Annotated in this window: 15 protein-coding genes and 1 other annotated feature; of the genes, 4 read left to right on the top strand and 11 right to left on the bottom strand. The window is 50.3% G+C overall.

The genetic code is table 11. The annotated features are described in order from the left end of the window. Positions 1–193: 193 nt before the first annotated feature. Positions 194–1,645, bottom strand: a complete 1,452-nt coding sequence (locus AC4PHM_RS02220; protein ID WP_492019273.1) for a sigma-54 interaction domain-containing protein — start codon at positions 1,643–1,645, stop codon at positions 194–196. Between the two features lie 98 nt (positions 1,646–1,743). Beyond that, positions 1,744–2,946: a DEAD/DEAH box helicase gene (locus tag AC4PHM_RS02215; RefSeq protein WP_492019272.1), complete on the bottom strand. Its 1,203-nt coding sequence runs from the start codon at positions 2,944–2,946 to the stop codon at positions 1,744–1,746. A 415-nt stretch (positions 2,947–3,361) separates the two neighbouring features. On the opposite strand from AC4PHM_RS02215, the gene AC4PHM_RS02210 reads away from it, so the two are divergent. Beyond that, positions 3,362–3,898 carry a DUF4362 domain-containing protein gene (locus AC4PHM_RS02210; RefSeq protein WP_492019271.1) on the top strand — a complete coding sequence of 179 codons (537 nt, stop codon included), beginning with the start codon at positions 3,362–3,364 and terminating at the stop codon, positions 3,896–3,898. 141 nt (positions 3,899–4,039) lie between these two features. Further along, on the top strand, positions 4,040–6,418 hold the full coding sequence (locus tag AC4PHM_RS02205) for a beta-propeller domain-containing protein (protein ID WP_492020444.1): 2,379 nt from the start codon (positions 4,040–4,042) through the stop codon (positions 6,416–6,418). 125 nt (positions 6,419–6,543) lie between these two features. Here AC4PHM_RS02205 and AC4PHM_RS02200 read toward each other — a convergent pair whose 3' ends face one another. The 5 genes from AC4PHM_RS02200 to AC4PHM_RS02180 form a co-directional block, all read right to left on the bottom strand. Continuing rightward, positions 6,544–7,032: a 4Fe-4S binding protein gene (locus tag AC4PHM_RS02200; RefSeq protein WP_492019270.1), complete on the bottom strand. Its 489-nt coding sequence runs from the start codon at positions 7,030–7,032 to the stop codon at positions 6,544–6,546. Positions 7,033–7,226: 194 nt separating this feature from the next. Then, positions 7,227–8,405, bottom strand: coding sequence for an alpha/beta fold hydrolase (locus AC4PHM_RS02195; RefSeq protein WP_492019269.1), 1,179 nt, complete (start codon positions 8,403–8,405; stop codon positions 7,227–7,229). A gap of 45 nt (positions 8,406–8,450) precedes the next feature. Then, positions 8,451–8,972: a dihydrofolate reductase gene (locus AC4PHM_RS02190; protein ID WP_492019268.1), complete on the bottom strand. Its 522-nt coding sequence runs from the start codon at positions 8,970–8,972 to the stop codon at positions 8,451–8,453. Further along, the gene (locus AC4PHM_RS02185; protein WP_492019267.1) at positions 8,972–9,841 is read right to left on the bottom strand and encodes a DMT family transporter; all 870 of its coding nucleotides are present in this window, start codon (positions 9,839–9,841) and stop codon (positions 8,972–8,974) included. The genes AC4PHM_RS02190 and AC4PHM_RS02185 overlap by 1 nt, the downstream gene beginning before the upstream one ends. A gap of 33 nt (positions 9,842–9,874) precedes the next feature. Beyond that, positions 9,875–10,213, bottom strand: coding sequence for a Smr/MutS family protein (locus tag AC4PHM_RS02180; protein WP_492019266.1), 339 nt, complete (start codon positions 10,211–10,213; stop codon positions 9,875–9,877). 298 nt (positions 10,214–10,511) lie between these two features. Between AC4PHM_RS02180 and AC4PHM_RS02175 the strand changes: the two genes are divergently transcribed. Then, positions 10,512–11,006 (top strand): ferritin family protein, encoded by a 495-nt coding sequence (locus tag AC4PHM_RS02175; protein ID WP_492019265.1) that lies wholly within the window; start codon positions 10,512–10,514, stop codon positions 11,004–11,006. A gap of 183 nt (positions 11,007–11,189) precedes the next feature. Here AC4PHM_RS02175 and AC4PHM_RS02170 read toward each other — a convergent pair whose 3' ends face one another. From AC4PHM_RS02170 to AC4PHM_RS02155, 4 genes are all read right to left on the bottom strand, one after another. After that, positions 11,190–12,125 (bottom strand): magnesium transporter CorA family protein, encoded by a 936-nt coding sequence (locus tag AC4PHM_RS02170; RefSeq protein WP_492019264.1) that lies wholly within the window; start codon positions 12,123–12,125, stop codon positions 11,190–11,192. Between the two features lie 566 nt (positions 12,126–12,691). Then, complete coding sequence (gene speD, locus AC4PHM_RS02165; RefSeq protein WP_291400674.1) at positions 12,692–13,489, bottom strand: adenosylmethionine decarboxylase; 798 nt, start codon at positions 13,487–13,489, stop codon at positions 12,692–12,694. A 205-nt stretch (positions 13,490–13,694) separates the two neighbouring features. Then, positions 13,695–14,975 carry a kynureninase gene (gene kynU / locus AC4PHM_RS02160; RefSeq protein ID WP_492019263.1) on the bottom strand — a complete coding sequence of 427 codons (1,281 nt, stop codon included), beginning with the start codon at positions 14,973–14,975 and terminating at the stop codon, positions 13,695–13,697. Between the two features lie 100 nt (positions 14,976–15,075). Beyond that, on the bottom strand, positions 15,076–15,507 hold the full coding sequence (locus AC4PHM_RS02155) for a MarR family winged helix-turn-helix transcriptional regulator (protein ID WP_492019262.1): 432 nt from the start codon (positions 15,505–15,507) through the stop codon (positions 15,076–15,078). Between the two features lie 348 nt (positions 15,508–15,855). Then, positions 15,856–16,121: a binding site (T-box leader), on the top strand. Between the two features lie 111 nt (positions 16,122–16,232). On the opposite strand from AC4PHM_RS02155, the gene AC4PHM_RS02150 reads away from it, so the two are divergent. Then, the gene (locus AC4PHM_RS02150; RefSeq protein ID WP_492019261.1) at positions 16,233–17,537 is read left to right on the top strand and encodes a phenylacetate--CoA ligase family protein; all 1,305 of its coding nucleotides are present in this window, start codon (positions 16,233–16,235) and stop codon (positions 17,535–17,537) included. Positions 17,538–17,556 lie beyond the last annotated feature (19 nt).

Genomic DNA, 17,556 nt, shown 5'->3' with positions numbered 1-17,556 from the left:
AGTTAGGGAACCATCGGCAAAAATCTTTGAAAGCGTTGCAAATGCTGGAAATATTTTTTTAGATAAGAGTCTAAGTGTCCAAAGCAAAAAAAGAAAAAACAGCAGTGTGTATAAATTTCATACACGTGCTGTCTTAACGCCTTGAACTCGAACTGTATAATATTTTACACCCTGTATAAAAACTTCACAAACACTAGTCAGTCACCTTCTCAATCCCCAGCCGCTTCATTTTGTAAAGAAGACTCTGGCGGATGATCCCAAGCTCCCGGGAGGTTGAGGATATGTTGTAGCTGTTGCGGCTAAGCGCTTCCAAAATAATTTCCCGCTCGAAATGATCCATGCGGTCATTGAGCCCTTCCCGTTTGATCGGCTTTGGCCGCTCCGCCTTGGGGTCAATTTTGAGCGAAGCCTTCAGGTAAGAGGGCAGATGTATCCCCTCCAGCACCCGGTTTTGCTCATCGTTATGGACCATCAGGTTTTCTATGACATGTTCCAGTTCCCGGACGTTGCCCGGCCATTCATAGTTTTCAAATGCCCGCTCGAGAACTTCGGAAAGCTGCTCCACATGGGTATTGAGCATGTGATTGTACTTCTGAATGAAGAAGCGGGTCAGACACCGGACATCCTCCGGTCGTTCCCTGAGCGGTGAAATGTAAAGGCTCAGGCCCCCTATCCTGTAGTAAAGGTCTTGCCTCAGCTTGCCTTCGCTGATCAATTTCAAAGGGTCCTCGTTCATGGCACAGACGACGCGGCATTTGACAGGAACAAAATCCGATCCGCCTACCCGGTTGACCTTGCGTTCCTGTAAAACCCGCAGCAGCTTGGTCTGCATGGACACAGGCATTGAATTGAGCTCATCCAGAAAGAGGGTTCCGCCCCTGGCGTCCTCGAAGAGCCCGCTGCGGTCCATTGCCCCGGTGTAGGCGCCTTTGACCGTGCCGAATAGAATGCCCTCCAGAAGATTTTCCGGGATCGCGGCACAGTTGATGCCAATGAAGGGCTCCTTGTGCTTTTTCCCGTGGTTGTGGATGCTCTGGGCAAACACTTCTTTGCCGGTGCCGGTTTCTCCGACAATCAAGACATTGTTGTCAAGCCAGGCGATCTTCTGCGCTTCCTTGATGAGCTGCCGGGTGGTCTCGCTCTCACCTATGAGATTGGTAAAATTGTACCGCGTGCCATTGCCCGCATCCTCCACTGGCTCCTGAAGCTCAGGGTCCAGGCTCAGAAAGCGGCGCTTGAGTTCGATGGCCTCTTCCAGAAGAGAATGCAGCTTGGTCTCATTTTTACTAATTGAAAAAACGCCGATGGATTCTCCGTTGCGAATCACGGGATAGGTGCTGTAAGACACATATTTTGGGATGCCGTTGTTGACGGCATGGGCTTCGTAGCGGTTTTCAATCGCCTTGCCGCTGGTCAGGACTTTGCGGTGCTCTGACTCTTTGTCAGGATCGTATCCATAGGCTTCCCAGAGGGGTTTTCCAATGATGTCCTCACCATGAAGTTCCTCCAGCTTTTCCTGGGCGTGATTATAGACAATCAGACGACCGTCGGCATCACTCATGACAACGCCGTCTGAAATCGAGTCAAGTATTTTCTGAAACGCGAAGAGCAGCATTTCAGGATCTGCTTTGGCATAGACTGCCATGACTGAAAGCCTCCTTAAGTGCGAAGAATCGTGCCAGGAGGTAAATGGCGCCAGGCGCTTTTACCTCCTGATTATGAAGCGTCATTGAATTTTTTCAGTTACCGTGGATCTTCAATCCTGCCATATCTCAGTATTTTTTCGTGGAAGGTGACGGAAAGGTCCTCTTCCAGGGTCTTCAGAAAGGACAGGTCCTGGGAAGTCGCCAGAACAATGGCATAGCCCTCATTGGCATAGCGGGCGGTGCGGCCGACGCGGTGGACGTACTCCTCGGTTTTCTTTGGCACATCCGCACTAACGACGACATTGAGCCCGGCTATGTCCAGACCCCGCGCCGCGAGGTCAGACGCAATCAGCACCTGGTAGCGGCCCGACCGGAAGCCTTCCATAGCGTCCTTTCGATCCTGTCGCTCAGACGCGCCATAAATGGCCTTGGCGCTGACCTTGTGATGAATCAGGAATTTTTCCATATTCTGAATATGGTCATTCTTATTGAGGAACACCAAAATTTTCTCCGGCTTCAGCGCGCTGGCGATCTTTCTGACAGCGTCAGCTTTATCCCTGAGCTCGCATTCCACATAAAGGTGCGTAATGTTCGGATTGACTATGGTCCCTTCAAGACGAATGATCTGCGGCGTTTTCATCATCTCTGACAGCACGGCTTCAGCTTGTGGGGTTATTGAGGCGGAAAACGCCATGAGCTGGCGGTCACGCAGGGTTGTCTTGATCACGGCGCGACAGTCTGCCAGCTTGGTGTCGTCCATCAGCCGGTCTGCCTCGTCGAGAACAATCGTTTTCACCTCGTGCATTTTGAGCTTTTTCATGGCAATCAGCTCAGTCATTCGCCCCGGCGAGCCCACCACGATCTGCGGCTTGGTCTTCAAGGCTTCCACCTGTCGCTTCAGGCTGGTTTCTCCAATCAGCACCTGGCACTGAAGGGCTATCCCCGAGTTTTGGGCGAGTTTCTTGACTTCATTGGCAATCTGGACGCTGAGCTCGTGGGTGGGACTGAGTACGACGGCCTGCAGTGCTTTGGAAGTCACGTCGATAGTTTCGAATATAGGCAGCAGATAAGCCAGGGTCTTGCCAGAGCCGGTAGTAGACTGGGCAATGACGTCCTGACGGGCCAGGCCAGTGGGAATCACTGCGCTCTGAATCTCCGTAGGAATGACTATTCCGGCTTTCGACAGCCCTGTGATTATGGCTTCTGAGATGCCAAGTTCTTTAAATGATTTCATAAGTTCCTCCTGATAGGGCCTGAACTGCCCAGATCTCTTCAAGTTAAGTGTATAAAGATTATACACACTTTAACACAAGTTGTCTTTTAAATCTACGTTTGATTTAATATCGATGCCTCATGTAGACCTTTAGACACCCTTTTCAAGACATTTGCCGATGGTCGCTATATTACAATTCCATTACCGTCCGCGAAGGCTAACAGACGTGCACAAAGAATGGTGAGCCTATACAGAAGAGAGCTTGCTCTCTAAAGCATAGGCTCACCATTCTTTGTATAGGGCGCAGCCCGTGACCGAAGCGCAGCCATAAATCTCGCGCAGCGTGGTTTATAGCGCAGCGAGGTGCACGTCAGTATAACAGCATATTTCTTATCAGACGCCAAAAGGTGAACCTCATATTATGGAACCACTCAGCACCTGGTTTCGTCTAAATCATTGAACGCCAGATCCACAGGCAGATAGACCCACGGAGGTGAGTAGAATGACAAGATCAAAATTTTTCATGACACTGACAGGACTTGCGCTGCTAATCCTCGTGATGGTCCTGATCAACGGATGCGCCGGAGAAAAGACAGAGCCCACCGGAACCATAGAGCCTTCCTCAACCACAAATGGTTTTGTGCCTCTGGCAGAAGTACCGGAGGACTACCCCTTTGAAACCGCTGTGGAACGCGGCGACGTCGTCAATCTCCATGGTGAGTTGACGAATACAGAAGCCTACGAAAAATTTAAGAGCACCCTGGAAAAAGGAGAACCGACCTTCATGCGCTTTGTGGCGTTTACCATTGAAGGCGACCCCATTCTTATGGATGTTAGCTTTGACGGGACGATATTTCATCTCACCCAGGATGTGAGCCGCGATGCTTTCTCGGGCGGAATAGACAAAGTCATGAGCTATACTTCTGAGGCTTATGAGATTCTGGCGGATGGACGAATCAGAGTTTTCGAGGCAGCTGCTGAACAGCCTGTTTCACAGACTGAGGCTCCGGAAGAGGTGATCTTGCCGCTTGGGATGTAACTTTCAGTTTGCAGTCTCTAAAGATAGGCTGTCATCAACGGAAGTAATAAGGGTAATAATGTAGAGAGTCGTGGAACAATGTCCAACTAAGCAGTTTATCACTCCATTAAACCATCAAAGGATGTGAGCCAAGTGAAAAAAATGCTATCCATTTTGATGCTAGTCGTGCTGGCTTTAACCGCCGCAGTGCCGGCTATGGCAGAAACGGCCGCCGGTGACGGGTCGATTGCGCTCTATATAGGCAGCCCGCTGACACTCTCAAACGGCGTCGTCAGTCCTCTGGATCCGGATAATCCAAATGTGGCTGCCATAGTTCACAAGGACAGAACACTGGTCCCGGCACGGGCTGTGGCGGAGCACTTTGGAGCTAAAGTCAGCTACGACGCGCCTAAACAAGCAGCCGTGATCGAATATGGCGGCAAAATGTTCGTCTTCTACTTCAACAAAAACTATTACGACCTGATCTTGGCCGGTCAGCCGGCTAAACGTGTCACCTTCGACACTGAGACCCTCGTGATCGAAAACCGTTCTATGCTGCCTCTGAGAGTCATCTGTGAAGATGTTCTCGGCAAATCAGTCAGCTATGACAACAACGTGGTACTCATTGGTGACAAACTCGTCAATCTGGCGGCAAATCAGACGCTGAGGGAAAGCATCCGCGCCAAAATTGGCCAAGCGGTTAAAGTATCCTCACTCTGGCAGCTAAAGACACTGCTTTCCAGCAGCATAAACCAGTATGGCTACAGCGGCGGTCTGAAGGAAGCGATTCCTGAGACTGCCGCTCCCGCAGCGGAATCCCCAGCTGAAGCCCCAGCCCCATCCGCTCCTGCAGAGGATTCGGCCTCCGGCGGTGACAGGGACTTCTCCAGCACCAACGAGCAGGTCGAAGGCATTGAAGAGGCTGACGTTGTAAAAACCGACGGCAAATTCATCTATGTCGCCTCCGGCAATGTCGTCAGCATAGTCCGCGCTGATGGCAGCAACATGACGCTCACCGATACCATTCGCATGCCAATAGATGACAAATATGGCCAGGGCATTCACATTTCCGAGCTTTATATCGACAGTGGCCGTCTTGTGATTTTGGGTTCAAGGAGCCTCCCGCAAGTCCGACCTGTGGATCTTCCATTGATGGAGTCCGGCGCAGTGACAGAGCCTTCCCCAATGCCTGCTATTGACGGCGATGCCAAAATTGGCATAATGCCGCCTTACTACAGCAAGAGTTTCGTTTACACGGGTGTCTATACCATCAGCGACACAGGCAAAGCGGATCTCCTGAAGGAATTTGAACTCGAAGGCAATCTGCTCTCCAGCCGCAAAAAAGACGACACCGTTTATCTTGCCGTCAACAAATATAACTACTACTATATCATGGAGGATGTCCTCCCAGTCCTTAGAGACACCGTGAAGAGCGACGCTTACAAACCGCTCAGCATCAACCAGGTGATGTACTATCCGGGCAACACGACACCGGAATATCTGATGGTGGCTGCAATAGACATTCGCGATGAAGACACCCCTTCCACCGTCGAAGCTATTCTCGGAAGCGGCACCCAGATTTATATGAACGATCAGGCGCTGTATATAGCGCGCCAGGATTACAGCGACATGTCCGGCTCCACCACCAGCCTTTCCAAGTTCAGCATAGACGAACTCAAGATTGGCTTCGCTGGCGGCGGAAAAGTTAAAGGCACACTGCTCAACCAGTTTTCCATGGATGAACACAACGGGTACCTGCGCTTAGCGACGACGCGCTGGGCTATGGAAACCACCAATGCTGTTTATGTCCTTGACGATCAGCTCAATGTCGTTGGCGCCGTCGAAAACATGGCGCCGGGTGAAACCATCTACTCCGCAAGATTCATGGGCGACAAGGGCTATGTGGTCACTTTCAGACAGATTGACCCGCTCTTCGTCCTCGACCTGTCTAATCCAAAAGCGCCTAGAATTACCGGGGAACTTAAGGTTCCAGGCTTCTCCAACTATCTCCACCCGGTTGAAGAAGACTTGATCCTTGGCATTGGCCAGGGTACTCAGGACATCTACACGCGAGATCAAAACGGCGAAGAAATCGTCATAGGCACCCGCACCGCTGGTATCAAATTCTCACTCTTTGATGTCTCCGACATGGGTAAGCCTAAAGAAATCCAAACGCTGACACTCGGCGGTTCCGGCAGCTATGCTGAGATGCTCTACAACCACAAGGCGATTATGTTCGATCTGAAAAACCAAATGTTTGCTTTTGATGGTACCATTTCAGATCAAGACAGCCCAGACAAGACCAGAGTGGATTATTTCAACGGCGCAGTGGTCATGACCTACGACGCCCAGGACGGCTTCGATGTCAAAGGCCAAATCGAAAGCCTGCCTGCGCTGTCCTCCCCTGACAACATGTACTACTATTCATGGGTTCGCCGCCTCTGCTACATTGGCGACACTCTCTACTATGTTCAGGACGGCCGCATTCGCGCTTTCGATAAAAACACCCTTGAATCCGAGGGAAGTATTACAATTTATTGACAAAGCTCTGGCACCAAAATGAACTTGGTGACAGGCACCAAAACAGAAACGGTGACAGGGACAAAGTCGAACTTTGTCCCTGTCACCGTTTTATGTTCACTTCATTCCCGCATTCAACTTCCCAATCAGATCTTAATCTGAATGCTTCCCGTCGGGCAAACTTCTACACACTTCAAGCATTTCGAACAGTTAAAAGCCGTAGCCGGCGTCTTCTTCGCCTTCTTAAAAAAGCTGAACTTAGTATTCAAGCTCGTGATGTAACAAGCCTTGTCACATAAGCCGCAAGAACTGCAGGTCTCAGGCTGAACCCTGATTTTGTACAAGCTCATTTTGTTCATCAGCCCCTGCACCCAGGAAATTGGACATCCAAGTTTGTAATAATTGTACATTTGACGTTTGGAGTCGCCCTCACTTAGTTTCGAGGTCATTTTTTCCATGATGAATCCCATTGGGCACATCCATTTGCAGAAGGTTTTCCCAAAAACCGCCCCTAGAAGCACCGCCGCGCCAAGCACGATCCAAAGACTGATCTGCATCGCAAAGATCGCCAGGTAGGTTGCAAGGCCAAAGACAAGTTGAATCGTTTTTCTGTGCTGCGTCAGCTTGGAAATCATATGTAAGGATCCCTCCAAATAGTTTTCGCCCCTCCCCTGCGGGGTAGGTTGTCAATGAATGTAGCATACCACCTCTTTGCCCGGAAAACAACACAAAAATAAAAAGGAAGAAACCAGGCGGAAGCAATGGTGATCAGGTGGCGCCCCGCGCCATCCTATCATCACCAAATCCAGCCAGTTTCTTCCTTTCGCGTTTATGCGTTCTTCCACCTCTCAAGAAACCGCCCCATACTGCAAGCGACCTCAATCCGTCTATTCTGGAAGCCATGATCGCTATCCAGCAAATGCGCTTCCAGCAATACACCTGAAACCTCCAGCGCTGTCTTTAAAGGCTCGTAGTGCACCGCCGGCGGCCCGTCCACATCCCGGGAACCCGCCATCAGCAGCACCGGCCGGTTCTTAAGCCGCCCAGCCTTTCCGCTGATATCCCAGTCCGTTTGGTGATCGAGCACTTCCTGAGTCAGTGCCTCCACAGAGCCGCCGTTGGTCGGGATCACGCAAGCCGCAAACATCGACTTCATCTCGCCTTCCGCCACCGCATCCTCTCGAATTAACGCACCCATTCTCCCCAAATCGTAAACCGACAGGGCTATGCAACCCTTAATCCCGGAATCCTCCTGAGCTGCCAGGATCGCCGCAAATCCCCCAAAGCTGTTGCCTCCAATAAACAGATTCGCCGGATCCACCCCAAACGCCTGAATCGCTGCATCAGAGCGAAGATAAGCAAGGGCGACCCGTACGTCCTCAAGCGCATTCTCAAACGTAAACACCCCGTCACTGCCCCAGGTGCCCCGGTAATGGAAGATCATGACATTCCATCCCAACCGTCTGATGGCATGGGCCAGATCAAAGTTTCGCTCGTTACCCGGGAATCCATGAAGCAGCAGTAGTGTCGGCCTAGGCCCACCCCAACCGCCCGCAGAAAACATGACTCCAAAGCGCCGCTGCCCATCCAACTCCAAGATCAACTGATGCAGATCCGGCGCAGGCTCCAGCGTTTCTGACGGATCCCGCAGCATTTGAATGCATGGATCCTGGTCTAAAATACCTTCAACTTGTTTTTCAGCTCCGGCCAAACCACCCATTCCAAACACGCTTTCCGATCCGCCTAAACTGCTGGATCCGTCAATGCCATCCTGACACAGTTCAAATCGCCGCACGCGTGCACCATCGCGTTCGATGTCTTCAAGGAACATCTCGACCGGGCGGACCCAGAGGCCATAGTCGCCGTAAAGTGCTTGATAGATGACCATCGGCAAACCGTTTTCTGAATGCCTCGCGACCTCCAACACTTTATAAAAATTCCCCTTGAAATGGCGATAGACCCCCCCGGGTACTATTAAATCCTGACCATTAAACTTATCCTCAGCCACGACGCGGCGCCCCCTTCACAAACACTGTTAAGCCTTCCAAAAAACTTAGATATCTGAAATCCGCTCATAATTCACATACTGATAGACCAGATCCTCCTGGCTGTACCGTCTCGACGTCCACACCGGTGTCCAGTTCGGATCCTCATCCAAATTGGGTATCAGGGTATCCGCGTCAAAGCGGCGAAACACCTTGGTAATGAGCGCATGGCCGCACCACGGCAGACACTGCCTGGCCAGTTCCCCGCCGCCAATCAGAAATGGCCTCAGATTGCCGCCACTGTCCGCCACTAACCCATCCACCAAGGACTTGAGCGCATCGAGCTCATGTATCACCGTCACACCCTCCCGCCGGTAAGTCCGGTCCCGGGTGACCACAATATTGATACGGTTGGGCAGCGGTCGCTGCTCCGGCAGAGACTCGAAAGTCTTACGCCCCATGATGATCAGATTCGACTCCGTCATCCGGCGGAAACGTCTGAGGTCAGCGTGAATTTTGAACAACATATCGCCGTCATAGCCAATATTCCAGTCGAGATCCACCGCAAAAATCATGGTCCACGGGATCATCAGGATACCACCTTTCTATAGTCAGGCTTTAATTCTATCAGCATCAGGCTGGCCAGCATCAGTGCTGCCCCGGCATAACCCCTGATGGATAGTATTTCACCAAGAAAAATATAAGCAATGAGTACCGAAAACAATGGCTCAAAAGTGAAAATCAATCCCGTGTGAGTCGCTGTGGTGTACTTCTGTGCGACAGTCTGGGTGACAAAGGCAATCGCTGTCGAAAAGACACTGAGTCCCAGGACGACCATCCAATTCGAAACAGACACCGGAAGGGTTGGAGTCTCAAGCATAAAACTGAAGACCACCGCGTAAACGCCAACGAATCCCAGTTGAATCACGCCAAGGGCCACAGAGTCCACTTCTTTCGTGAACCGTTCCGTGACCAGGATATGAGCCGCGAACGCCACGGAGCACAGGATGCACAAAATGTCGCCCAAATTAAAGGTGATCGATGTGCCCGCGATCAGCATCCAGACGCCCGCGAGAGCCATCACAATACTTACGACTGTCATTTTATCCAGCTTGATCCTGAAGACCACATAGTTGATCATGGGAACAATAATCCCTGCCAGACAGGTTAAAAATCCAGCATTTGAGACAGTCGTATATCTTACCCCAAACGTCGCGAAAATATAGACCAAAAACAGGACAACCGACAGCATAGCCGCACGCTTTATCGTTCTAAGATCCACTGCAGCCAAACGCTTTCGAAAGATCACAGCCGTCAGCCCAAACGCTGTGACAAAACGCAGGGCAATCAGATTAAATTCGCTTAAATCCCCGAGGCCGACCTTAGTCAATAAATTAGAGGTCCCCCAGAACATGACCACCATAATTAGGGCTAAATCTGCCTTTCTTTGAATATTCATTGAAATCACTCCTAAAGACCTAAAGCAGAGACCTTATTTCAAAATGACCACGGTTACACCTTCATTGCCGTAAATCCTTCGCTCATACTTCTCCAAATCCTTGCACACAGCCAATGCTTCTTTCTTCTTCCATGACCAGGCACTTCCGCCAAACCAAAAGCGCACCAGGCCCCGCATTTGATCCTCGTCCAAGGTCTTTTGAACCGCACCTCGGATGGCGCCGCCCACGCCGCTGGATCCGTAGCCGTGAATGACGACCACCGACTTCGCGCCCTGACGCCTCGCGGTCATGAGGCCATCCTTGAGTCTCCGGACGGCTGTTGTCACCTCCGGCATGCCGCGTTCGAGGTTCAGTTCCATCACTTTTTGCATCTAAAATTCACCTAACCTTTGAAACAACCACGACTTAAGTCACAGTTGCCGTAATGTGCTTTCTCGTCCTGAGACAGTAAGCAGCAGCTCTTGAATCCTCACCAAAAAATGACAATATAAGCTTACAACTTTGTAAAGCGGGTAACAAGGAATCGAAATGCCGCGCACCCACGAACGTCAACCCTTTGGCTTCGGTGCTCTGAGAGTGTCCCTCAAGTGAGGCCACAGGCGGCAACCCTTCTTCTATCTTACACCTAAAGTCCCAAATTTTCCAAAATTATTTGAAAGGATGGTTCATGTGGCAGTTAGATTTGATGGTAAACGTCTTTTTAAAACTCTCGTCCTTAATGAGGCCAAAGTTGCCGAGTTCTACAAAACCCTAGCCTCCGAAATGAAAGAAGGCAAAGGCTGCAGTTTGTTTGAGCGCATGGCAAAGGAAGAACTCCGCCATGAAAAGATTTATGCCGCGCTTATGGACAAGCTCCCGAATGAAGGCACTCTCGAACTGGACGAAGAAGATGCCGAGTACATGAATGCCCTGATCCAGAATAATATGTTTGAAGACGCAGAGGACACCGTCGCCAAGGTGCGCGGCAAATACGCCAAGGATGATGCGCTGACTATCGCTGAGAAAATTGAACGAGACGGTCTGATTTTCGTCAGCGAACTCATGCGACTCTATCCAGACGTCGCGCCGGACGAAATTAAAATAGTGTTGACTGAAGAGCGCAAACATCTTAAATCTGTCCTGCAGGCCAGAATGGGCTTCGCCGCTGACGTTTTGATGCTCTAACCGCTTGTGGCCAAGGCCCCGGACCCTAAGCCCTGCAACAATCTCAAGCTTCTTATGATTTCATAAGTAAACAGAAAGCCGCTGCCCCCTCGCATCCTTTTGGGATTCGAAGCCTCAGCGGCTTTTTTATATCGCCTTTCACAGATCGGTAGCTGAACTTTTCGCTCACACCCGGGTTTCTATTCAAAAAAGTTTCTTCTTCCACATCACAAAAGTTGACAGCACCGCGAGGCCTATAGTCATCATAATAATCACCAAAAACGCCCAGGGATTACCCGCAAGCGGCACCGGTACGTTCATGCCAAAAAAGCTCGCAATCATGGTCGGAATAGCCATGACGATGGTGATCGACGTCAACAGCTTCATGACAATATTGAGATTGTTCGAGATCACCGACGCGAAGGCGTCCATGGTCCCGCTCAAAATATTGCTGTAGATGGTCGCCATTTCAATGGCCTGCTTATTCTCGATAATGACATCCTCAAGAAGATCCTCGTCCTCAGGATACTTCTTGATGGCGTCCAGCCTCAGCATCCGTTCCAGCACGACCTCGTTTGCCCTGAGGGACGTTGAAAAGTACACCAGGCTCTTTTCCAGCTCAAGAAGCTGGATCAGCTCCTTGTTCTTCATGGACTTGTGCAGCTCCCGCTCAATCTGGCTGCTCCTTCGGTCAATCTGCTTCAGGAACATCAGATAATAGGATGCATTTTTATACAAAACTTGAAGAATAAAACGCGTTTTCTTAAACGTGTAAAAACTGCGAATGCTCCCGCCCGCGAAATCCTTGATCAGCGGCACATCCTGCGTACATACGGTGATAATCGAATCCCCAGCCAGAATAATGCCCAGCGGCAGTGTATTATAGTATTTGTTGTTCTCCGACGGCTCGATCATAGGTACGTCCACCAGAATCAGCGTAGAGCCCGGTTCAATCTCAATTCTCGCCCGTTCCTCTTCGTCCAGCGCTGCCCTCAGGTGCGTCGGGTCCATGTCCGGAAAATTTCTGCAGATGTCCTGCAGTTCCTGCTCTGTGGGGGCCGTCATGTGGATCCAGCAGCCGTCCCCGTTCATCTCGACCGTTTCAAGCTTTTCGCCGATGGTCTTAAAAATTTGAATCATCGCTTTCGCTCCTTCTCGGCGTCCTGCGCTTGATAAAACCAAGGCCGAGGTCAAGCGCGATGATCCAATAGAAGATCAGCGTCAACAACCGCCTGGAAATGCCCTGCGCAGAATTGCCATTTGATATTTTGTTTTCGGCATTCTACTCGGTCCAGCGTCCATGACGCTTCACACTCCTTTAAGTCTCTTCGAATGAGGTGCGGTGATGCTCCTTCCCTATCGTACCCTTTTGAGGCCAGCAGTTCAAGACATTTTGAAAGCGGTTTATATTACCGTCCGCGTCCCCAAACTTGTAAGATAGGCTAACAGACGTGCACAAAGAAAAATGAGCTCGATTGAAGAGAGCTTGCTCTCTGAAACTCGAGCTCATTTTTCTTTGTATAGGGCGCAGCTATAACCGAGCGAAGCAAGGGCGTGACCGAAGCGCAGCCATAAATCTCGCGCAGAGGGGTTTATGGCGTAGCGAGGTGCACGCCTTTTAGAAATTTCAACACAAACAAAAAGCCCCCTGGAAAAAAGCGTTCCGCTCATTCCAAGGGGCTGATTCACTCACGTGAGTCTAACTTCTACAGATAATTCTTTCTGTAATAAATCTCTTCCATTTCATATCGCAGGCGCTTTGTCACCAAACGGCGCTCTTCAGGGCTCAGATCCAGTTTTTCTGTCGAAAAAAGATAGTTGTCCAGATCAAACTTCCTGAGCAGCATCTTTGTGTGGAAGATATTTTCCTGATAGACGTTGGTGTCTATGGCATTATATCGATCCAAAACATCCGGTGAGATATAATCCTGAATAGAGGTAATCTTGTGATCGATGTAAAACTTCTGACCGTTAGTGTCTCTGGTAAAGCCGCGAACCCGGTAGTCCAGATTGATGATGTCTGAGTCAAAGGACTCAATCAGATAATTGAGCGCCTTCAGCGGTGAAATTTCCCCGCAGGTCGAGACATCAATATCTACGCGAAAAGTCGAGATGCCATCCTGGGGATGACTTTCCGGATAGGTATGGACGGTAATATGACTCTTGTCCAGGTGGCCGACGACAGAATCCTTATACACCAGCTGTCCCAAATTGCAGGACGCGTCGAGCTCACTGACCCGGACCGGCGTTTCCGAAATCAGAATAGTGACACTGGCCCCTTCCGGATCATAGTCCTGCTTCGCGATATTCAGAATGCAGGCCCCAATCATTTCAGTGACCTCTGTCAAAATTTTTGTCAAACGTCTGGCGTTGTATTGTTCATCGATATAATCGATGTATTTTTTTTGGTCATCCCTGCTGTGCGTGTAACAAATATCAAAGATGTTGAAGCTCAACGTCTTTGTCAGATTGTTAAACCCATACAGTTTGAGTTTTTCATTCAACGATTCGACCCCCTTCTGTGAAACCTCTTACAATCTCATATTACATCATAAAAGGACACAAAGATCAAATTATTTGTTGAACCTTATGAAAAAAACTCAAGACCTTAGTCAGCGGCGCAGCCAACCACCTTTTCAGCTAAGCTTACAACCGCTCTCCTGCCAGGCTTTCGGCAACATTCCCAACACCCTTTCAACGACTCTCCTTTTAAGCAACCGTCCCCCGCTTAGACGAATAATTTTCATACAGTTTCTCATCCATAATCCTGACGAGGGTTTCAACAACCCGAAAGACTTCCGTAAAAGAGGTGTACAGCGCGATAGGCGCGAGGCGGATCACATTGGGTGCCCTGAAGTCCGGCATGACCCCGTTGTCTTTTAATGCCTGATTGATCCGTACCGCGTCCTGATGCTCCAGCGCCACATGGCCTCCCCTGCGGTGCGGCTCCCGTGGATTGCCGACACTGAACCCGTATCCCGTCAGTTTGTCATCAATTAATGCCATGAGGTAATCTGTCAGCTTCAGTGACTTTTCACGAATTTTCTCCACACCAACGCGGTTGAAAAGCTCAAGAGACCCTTCCAGCGGCGCCATGCTGAAAATATTCTGAGTACCGGACTGCCAGCCTCCTGCATTTCTGACCGGTTCGAACGTATTGAGCAGATCAAACTGCTTGTCCTTGACATAGCCCTGCCACCCGGCGAGGCCCGGATGCAGGCCAAAATGCCGCTTGTTCAAATACAGCGCCGCGTTCGAGCCCGGTCCCCCATTCAGATATTTGTAGGTACACCAGACCGCAAAGTCCACATCCCATTTTGAAAACTCATGAGGGACCGCACCAACGCCGTGGCAGCAGTCAAAGCCTATGAGGATGCCACGCTCATGGGCTGCCTGTGTCAGTCTCGCCACATCCAGCAGCTGGCCGCTGCGGTACAGCACTGACGGAAACACCGCTATGGCCACATCCTCTGTCATGGCCTCAATCAGCATGTCCTCATCCAGCGTCCTGCCATCCAGGCTCTTCACTTCCTTGAGCGCCTCTTCAGGCGACAGTCCCTTGAGCCTAAGCTGGCTCTCAATGGCGTACCGGCTTGTCGGAAAGGTCAAATCGTCGACCAAAATCTTATATCGCTCAGCCGATGGTTTATAAAACGTCGCAATCATGGAATGCAGGTTCAGCGTCGTATTTGACATAATGGTCACTTCTTCCGGCGAAGCGCCCACCAGACCGGCCATCAGTGCCCCAAGGTGATCCTGATAGAGAAACAGCTGCGGATTCGTCTTAGTCCAGCAATCAATCCCCATGCGCTTGTAATCCTCAAGGACTCTCAGCAGTGAAGCCTCGGCTGCCTTTGGGAAAAGCCCAAGTGAGTTGCCATCCATATAAATGACCTCATCATTCAGATAAAACTCCTGACGGATCCCTTTCAAAGGATCCACGCCATCCATTTCAGAAGCAAGTTTGACACCTTGATCGTAGACACCCATTAATCGCACCCCTTTTGATTTATAGTTCGTACCCTAACTATATAATAGCATTTAACGCCATAAAATCAAGTTTTTTTACAAAAATAAATTCGTGCCCTAACTAAACGTTCTTCAATTGTGCATTGATCAGCCTCAGCCACTTCAGCATCAGCACGGCCTCTTCCTCAGGCAGAAACCTCAGCTCCTCAAGCTCATAAGCCATGACAACTTCAAAAGCCCGCTCCCTGATCTCCACCCCAGCCTCCGTCAGACGAATCTTTTTCGAGCGCGTATCCAGCTCATCCGTGGTGCGCTGAATCCAGCCCTTCTTCTCCATCAGCTGCAGCATTGGCGTCAGCGTCGCCGCGGACAGCGTCAGCACGTCCCCCAGCGCCTTCTGGGTCATTTCCTCCTCAACCCAGAGCCTTGACACCACCCTGTACTGCGCAAACGTGATGCCCAGCGGCTCCAGCTGCTTGCTGACCGCCACCTGAATTTTTCTGGCGATTTCAATAAAATTAAATCCCATCAAATGGTCATATCCCCGCTTCATCCAACCACTCACTTTCTGTAAGACTTAGTTACGCATGACCATCGGCATCCGCTTTAAAAGCCTTAAATACAGTTCTCTGCCGATGGTCATCCGCCCCCACCACGCTCAACCCCGATTTCTCGGTCAAATAATTCGTACACAAAGTAAATCTATGAACACTATTCGACGCCGCAGATTAAAAATCCTCTTCCTCTAAAAAAGAGTTTGCTTTCTACAATTTTTTTATTTTTTATAAAATATTTCAAATCTTTTTGAATTCTCTGGCATTTTGCTTGACACGTCCGCGAGACAAGCCTATAATCACGTCAATGAGTCAGTTCGACTCGCGACCAATTTGAATTGTCATCCAAACAGACATTGACGGAGAAAAGTAATCGTGCCAAGGCCTTTCAGGGAGGGAATGTCCCAGACTGTAAGCGTTCCCAGGATCCCGCGCGGCGAAGTTCTCTCCTGAGTTTTCAAGCTGAACCCACCCGCTGTAGGCTTGAACGGCTGCCCCCGTTATAGGGCAGAGGATCCGGAATCTGAGCCAGGAAGGCTTATGCTTCCCGTCTTTCAAAAGTGGGCTTCTGGCCTATTGGGGTGGTACCGCGGAAAAACCTTTCGTCCCTTTGCAAAGTTTCTGATTGCAGGGAGAAGGTTTATTTTTTTGTCACGAAACGAGTAAAGTCAGCATGTCTATAGATCTTATAAGCCATCAGAAAAGCACACAGGAGGAATAACCCATGACAAAGTACTGGAATGAGCCAAAGGAATGCATGACCAAAGAGGATAAGGATCAGCTGCAGCTCGAGCGCCTGCAGGATACGCTGTCCAGAGCTTACCACAACGTGCCCCATTATCGCCGTTTGTTTCAGAAGCACGGCATTGACCCGGAGGACGTGCAAAGCCTGAGCGATCTTGCCAATCTGCCGTTTACCTATAAGACGGATCTTCGAGACAACTATCCCTATGACATGTTTGCCGTCAGCCTCTCCGAGGTCGTCCGGATCCACTCCTCCTCCGGCACGACGGGCAAACCAACTGTTGTAGGTTACACCCGCCGGGACCTGAACACCTGGTCGGAGCTCATGGCCAGAGCCCTCACCAGCGGCGGCGCCACCAGACACGACGTCATTCAGAATGCCTACGGTTACGGCCTCTTCACAGGCGGACTTGGCTTCCATTACGGCGGCGAGAAAATCGGCGCGTCCATTATCCCAATCAGCGGCGGCAATACTGATCGTCAGGTCATGATCATGAAGGATTATGGCAGCACCATTCTGGCCTGTACACCATCCTATGCTTTATTTCTTGCTGAAACCCTTGAAGATCTGGGTATAAAGCCTGAAGAGCTGAAACTGAAGTTTGGCATCTTCGGCGCTGAGCCTTGGTCAGAAAATATGCGCCGCGAGATCGAAACCAGGTTAAAGATCAAAGCTTTGGATATCTATGGACTAAGCGAAATCATCGGACCGGGTGTCGCGGTGGAATGCCTGGAGCAAAAAGGACTTCACGTCATGGAGGATCATTTTATTGTTGAGGTTATTGATCCAGTGACAGGCGACGTGCTTCCCGAAGGGGAAAGCGGTGAGCTGGTCTTTACATCACTGACCAAGGAAGCACTTCCAATCATCCGTTACCGCACCGGCGACATTTCCCGCATTATTCCTGAGCCTTGCGCCTGCGGCAGAACCCTTCGAAGAATCGGACGCATCCAGGGCAGAACGGATGACATGCTGATCATTCGCGGCGTTAACGTCTTCCCTTCCCAGATCGAGCACGTCCTGCTGCAAATGGGTGACGTTCAGCCTCACTACCAGCTGATTGTAGACCGCATTGGTCAGCTCGACCAGCTTGAGGTTCACGTTGAAGTTTCTGAAACCTTCCTTTTCGACGAGGTCCGCGCACTGGAAGAAACAGCGAGTCGTATCCGTTCCAGAATCGAGAGCCTGCTGGGGATCTCAGTCAAAGTAAGACTTGTAGAACCTAAAACGCTGCCGCGCAGTGAAGGCAAAGCCAAGCGCGTCATTGACAACCGAAAACTGTAACCAAGACTGAAGGAGGATT

It is taken from the genome of Acidaminobacter sp. QWL-03 (assembly GCF_058683855.1).
The sequence above is the reverse complement of the archived record's forward strand: the minus strand, read 5'-3'. Positions and strand labels throughout refer to the sequence as shown.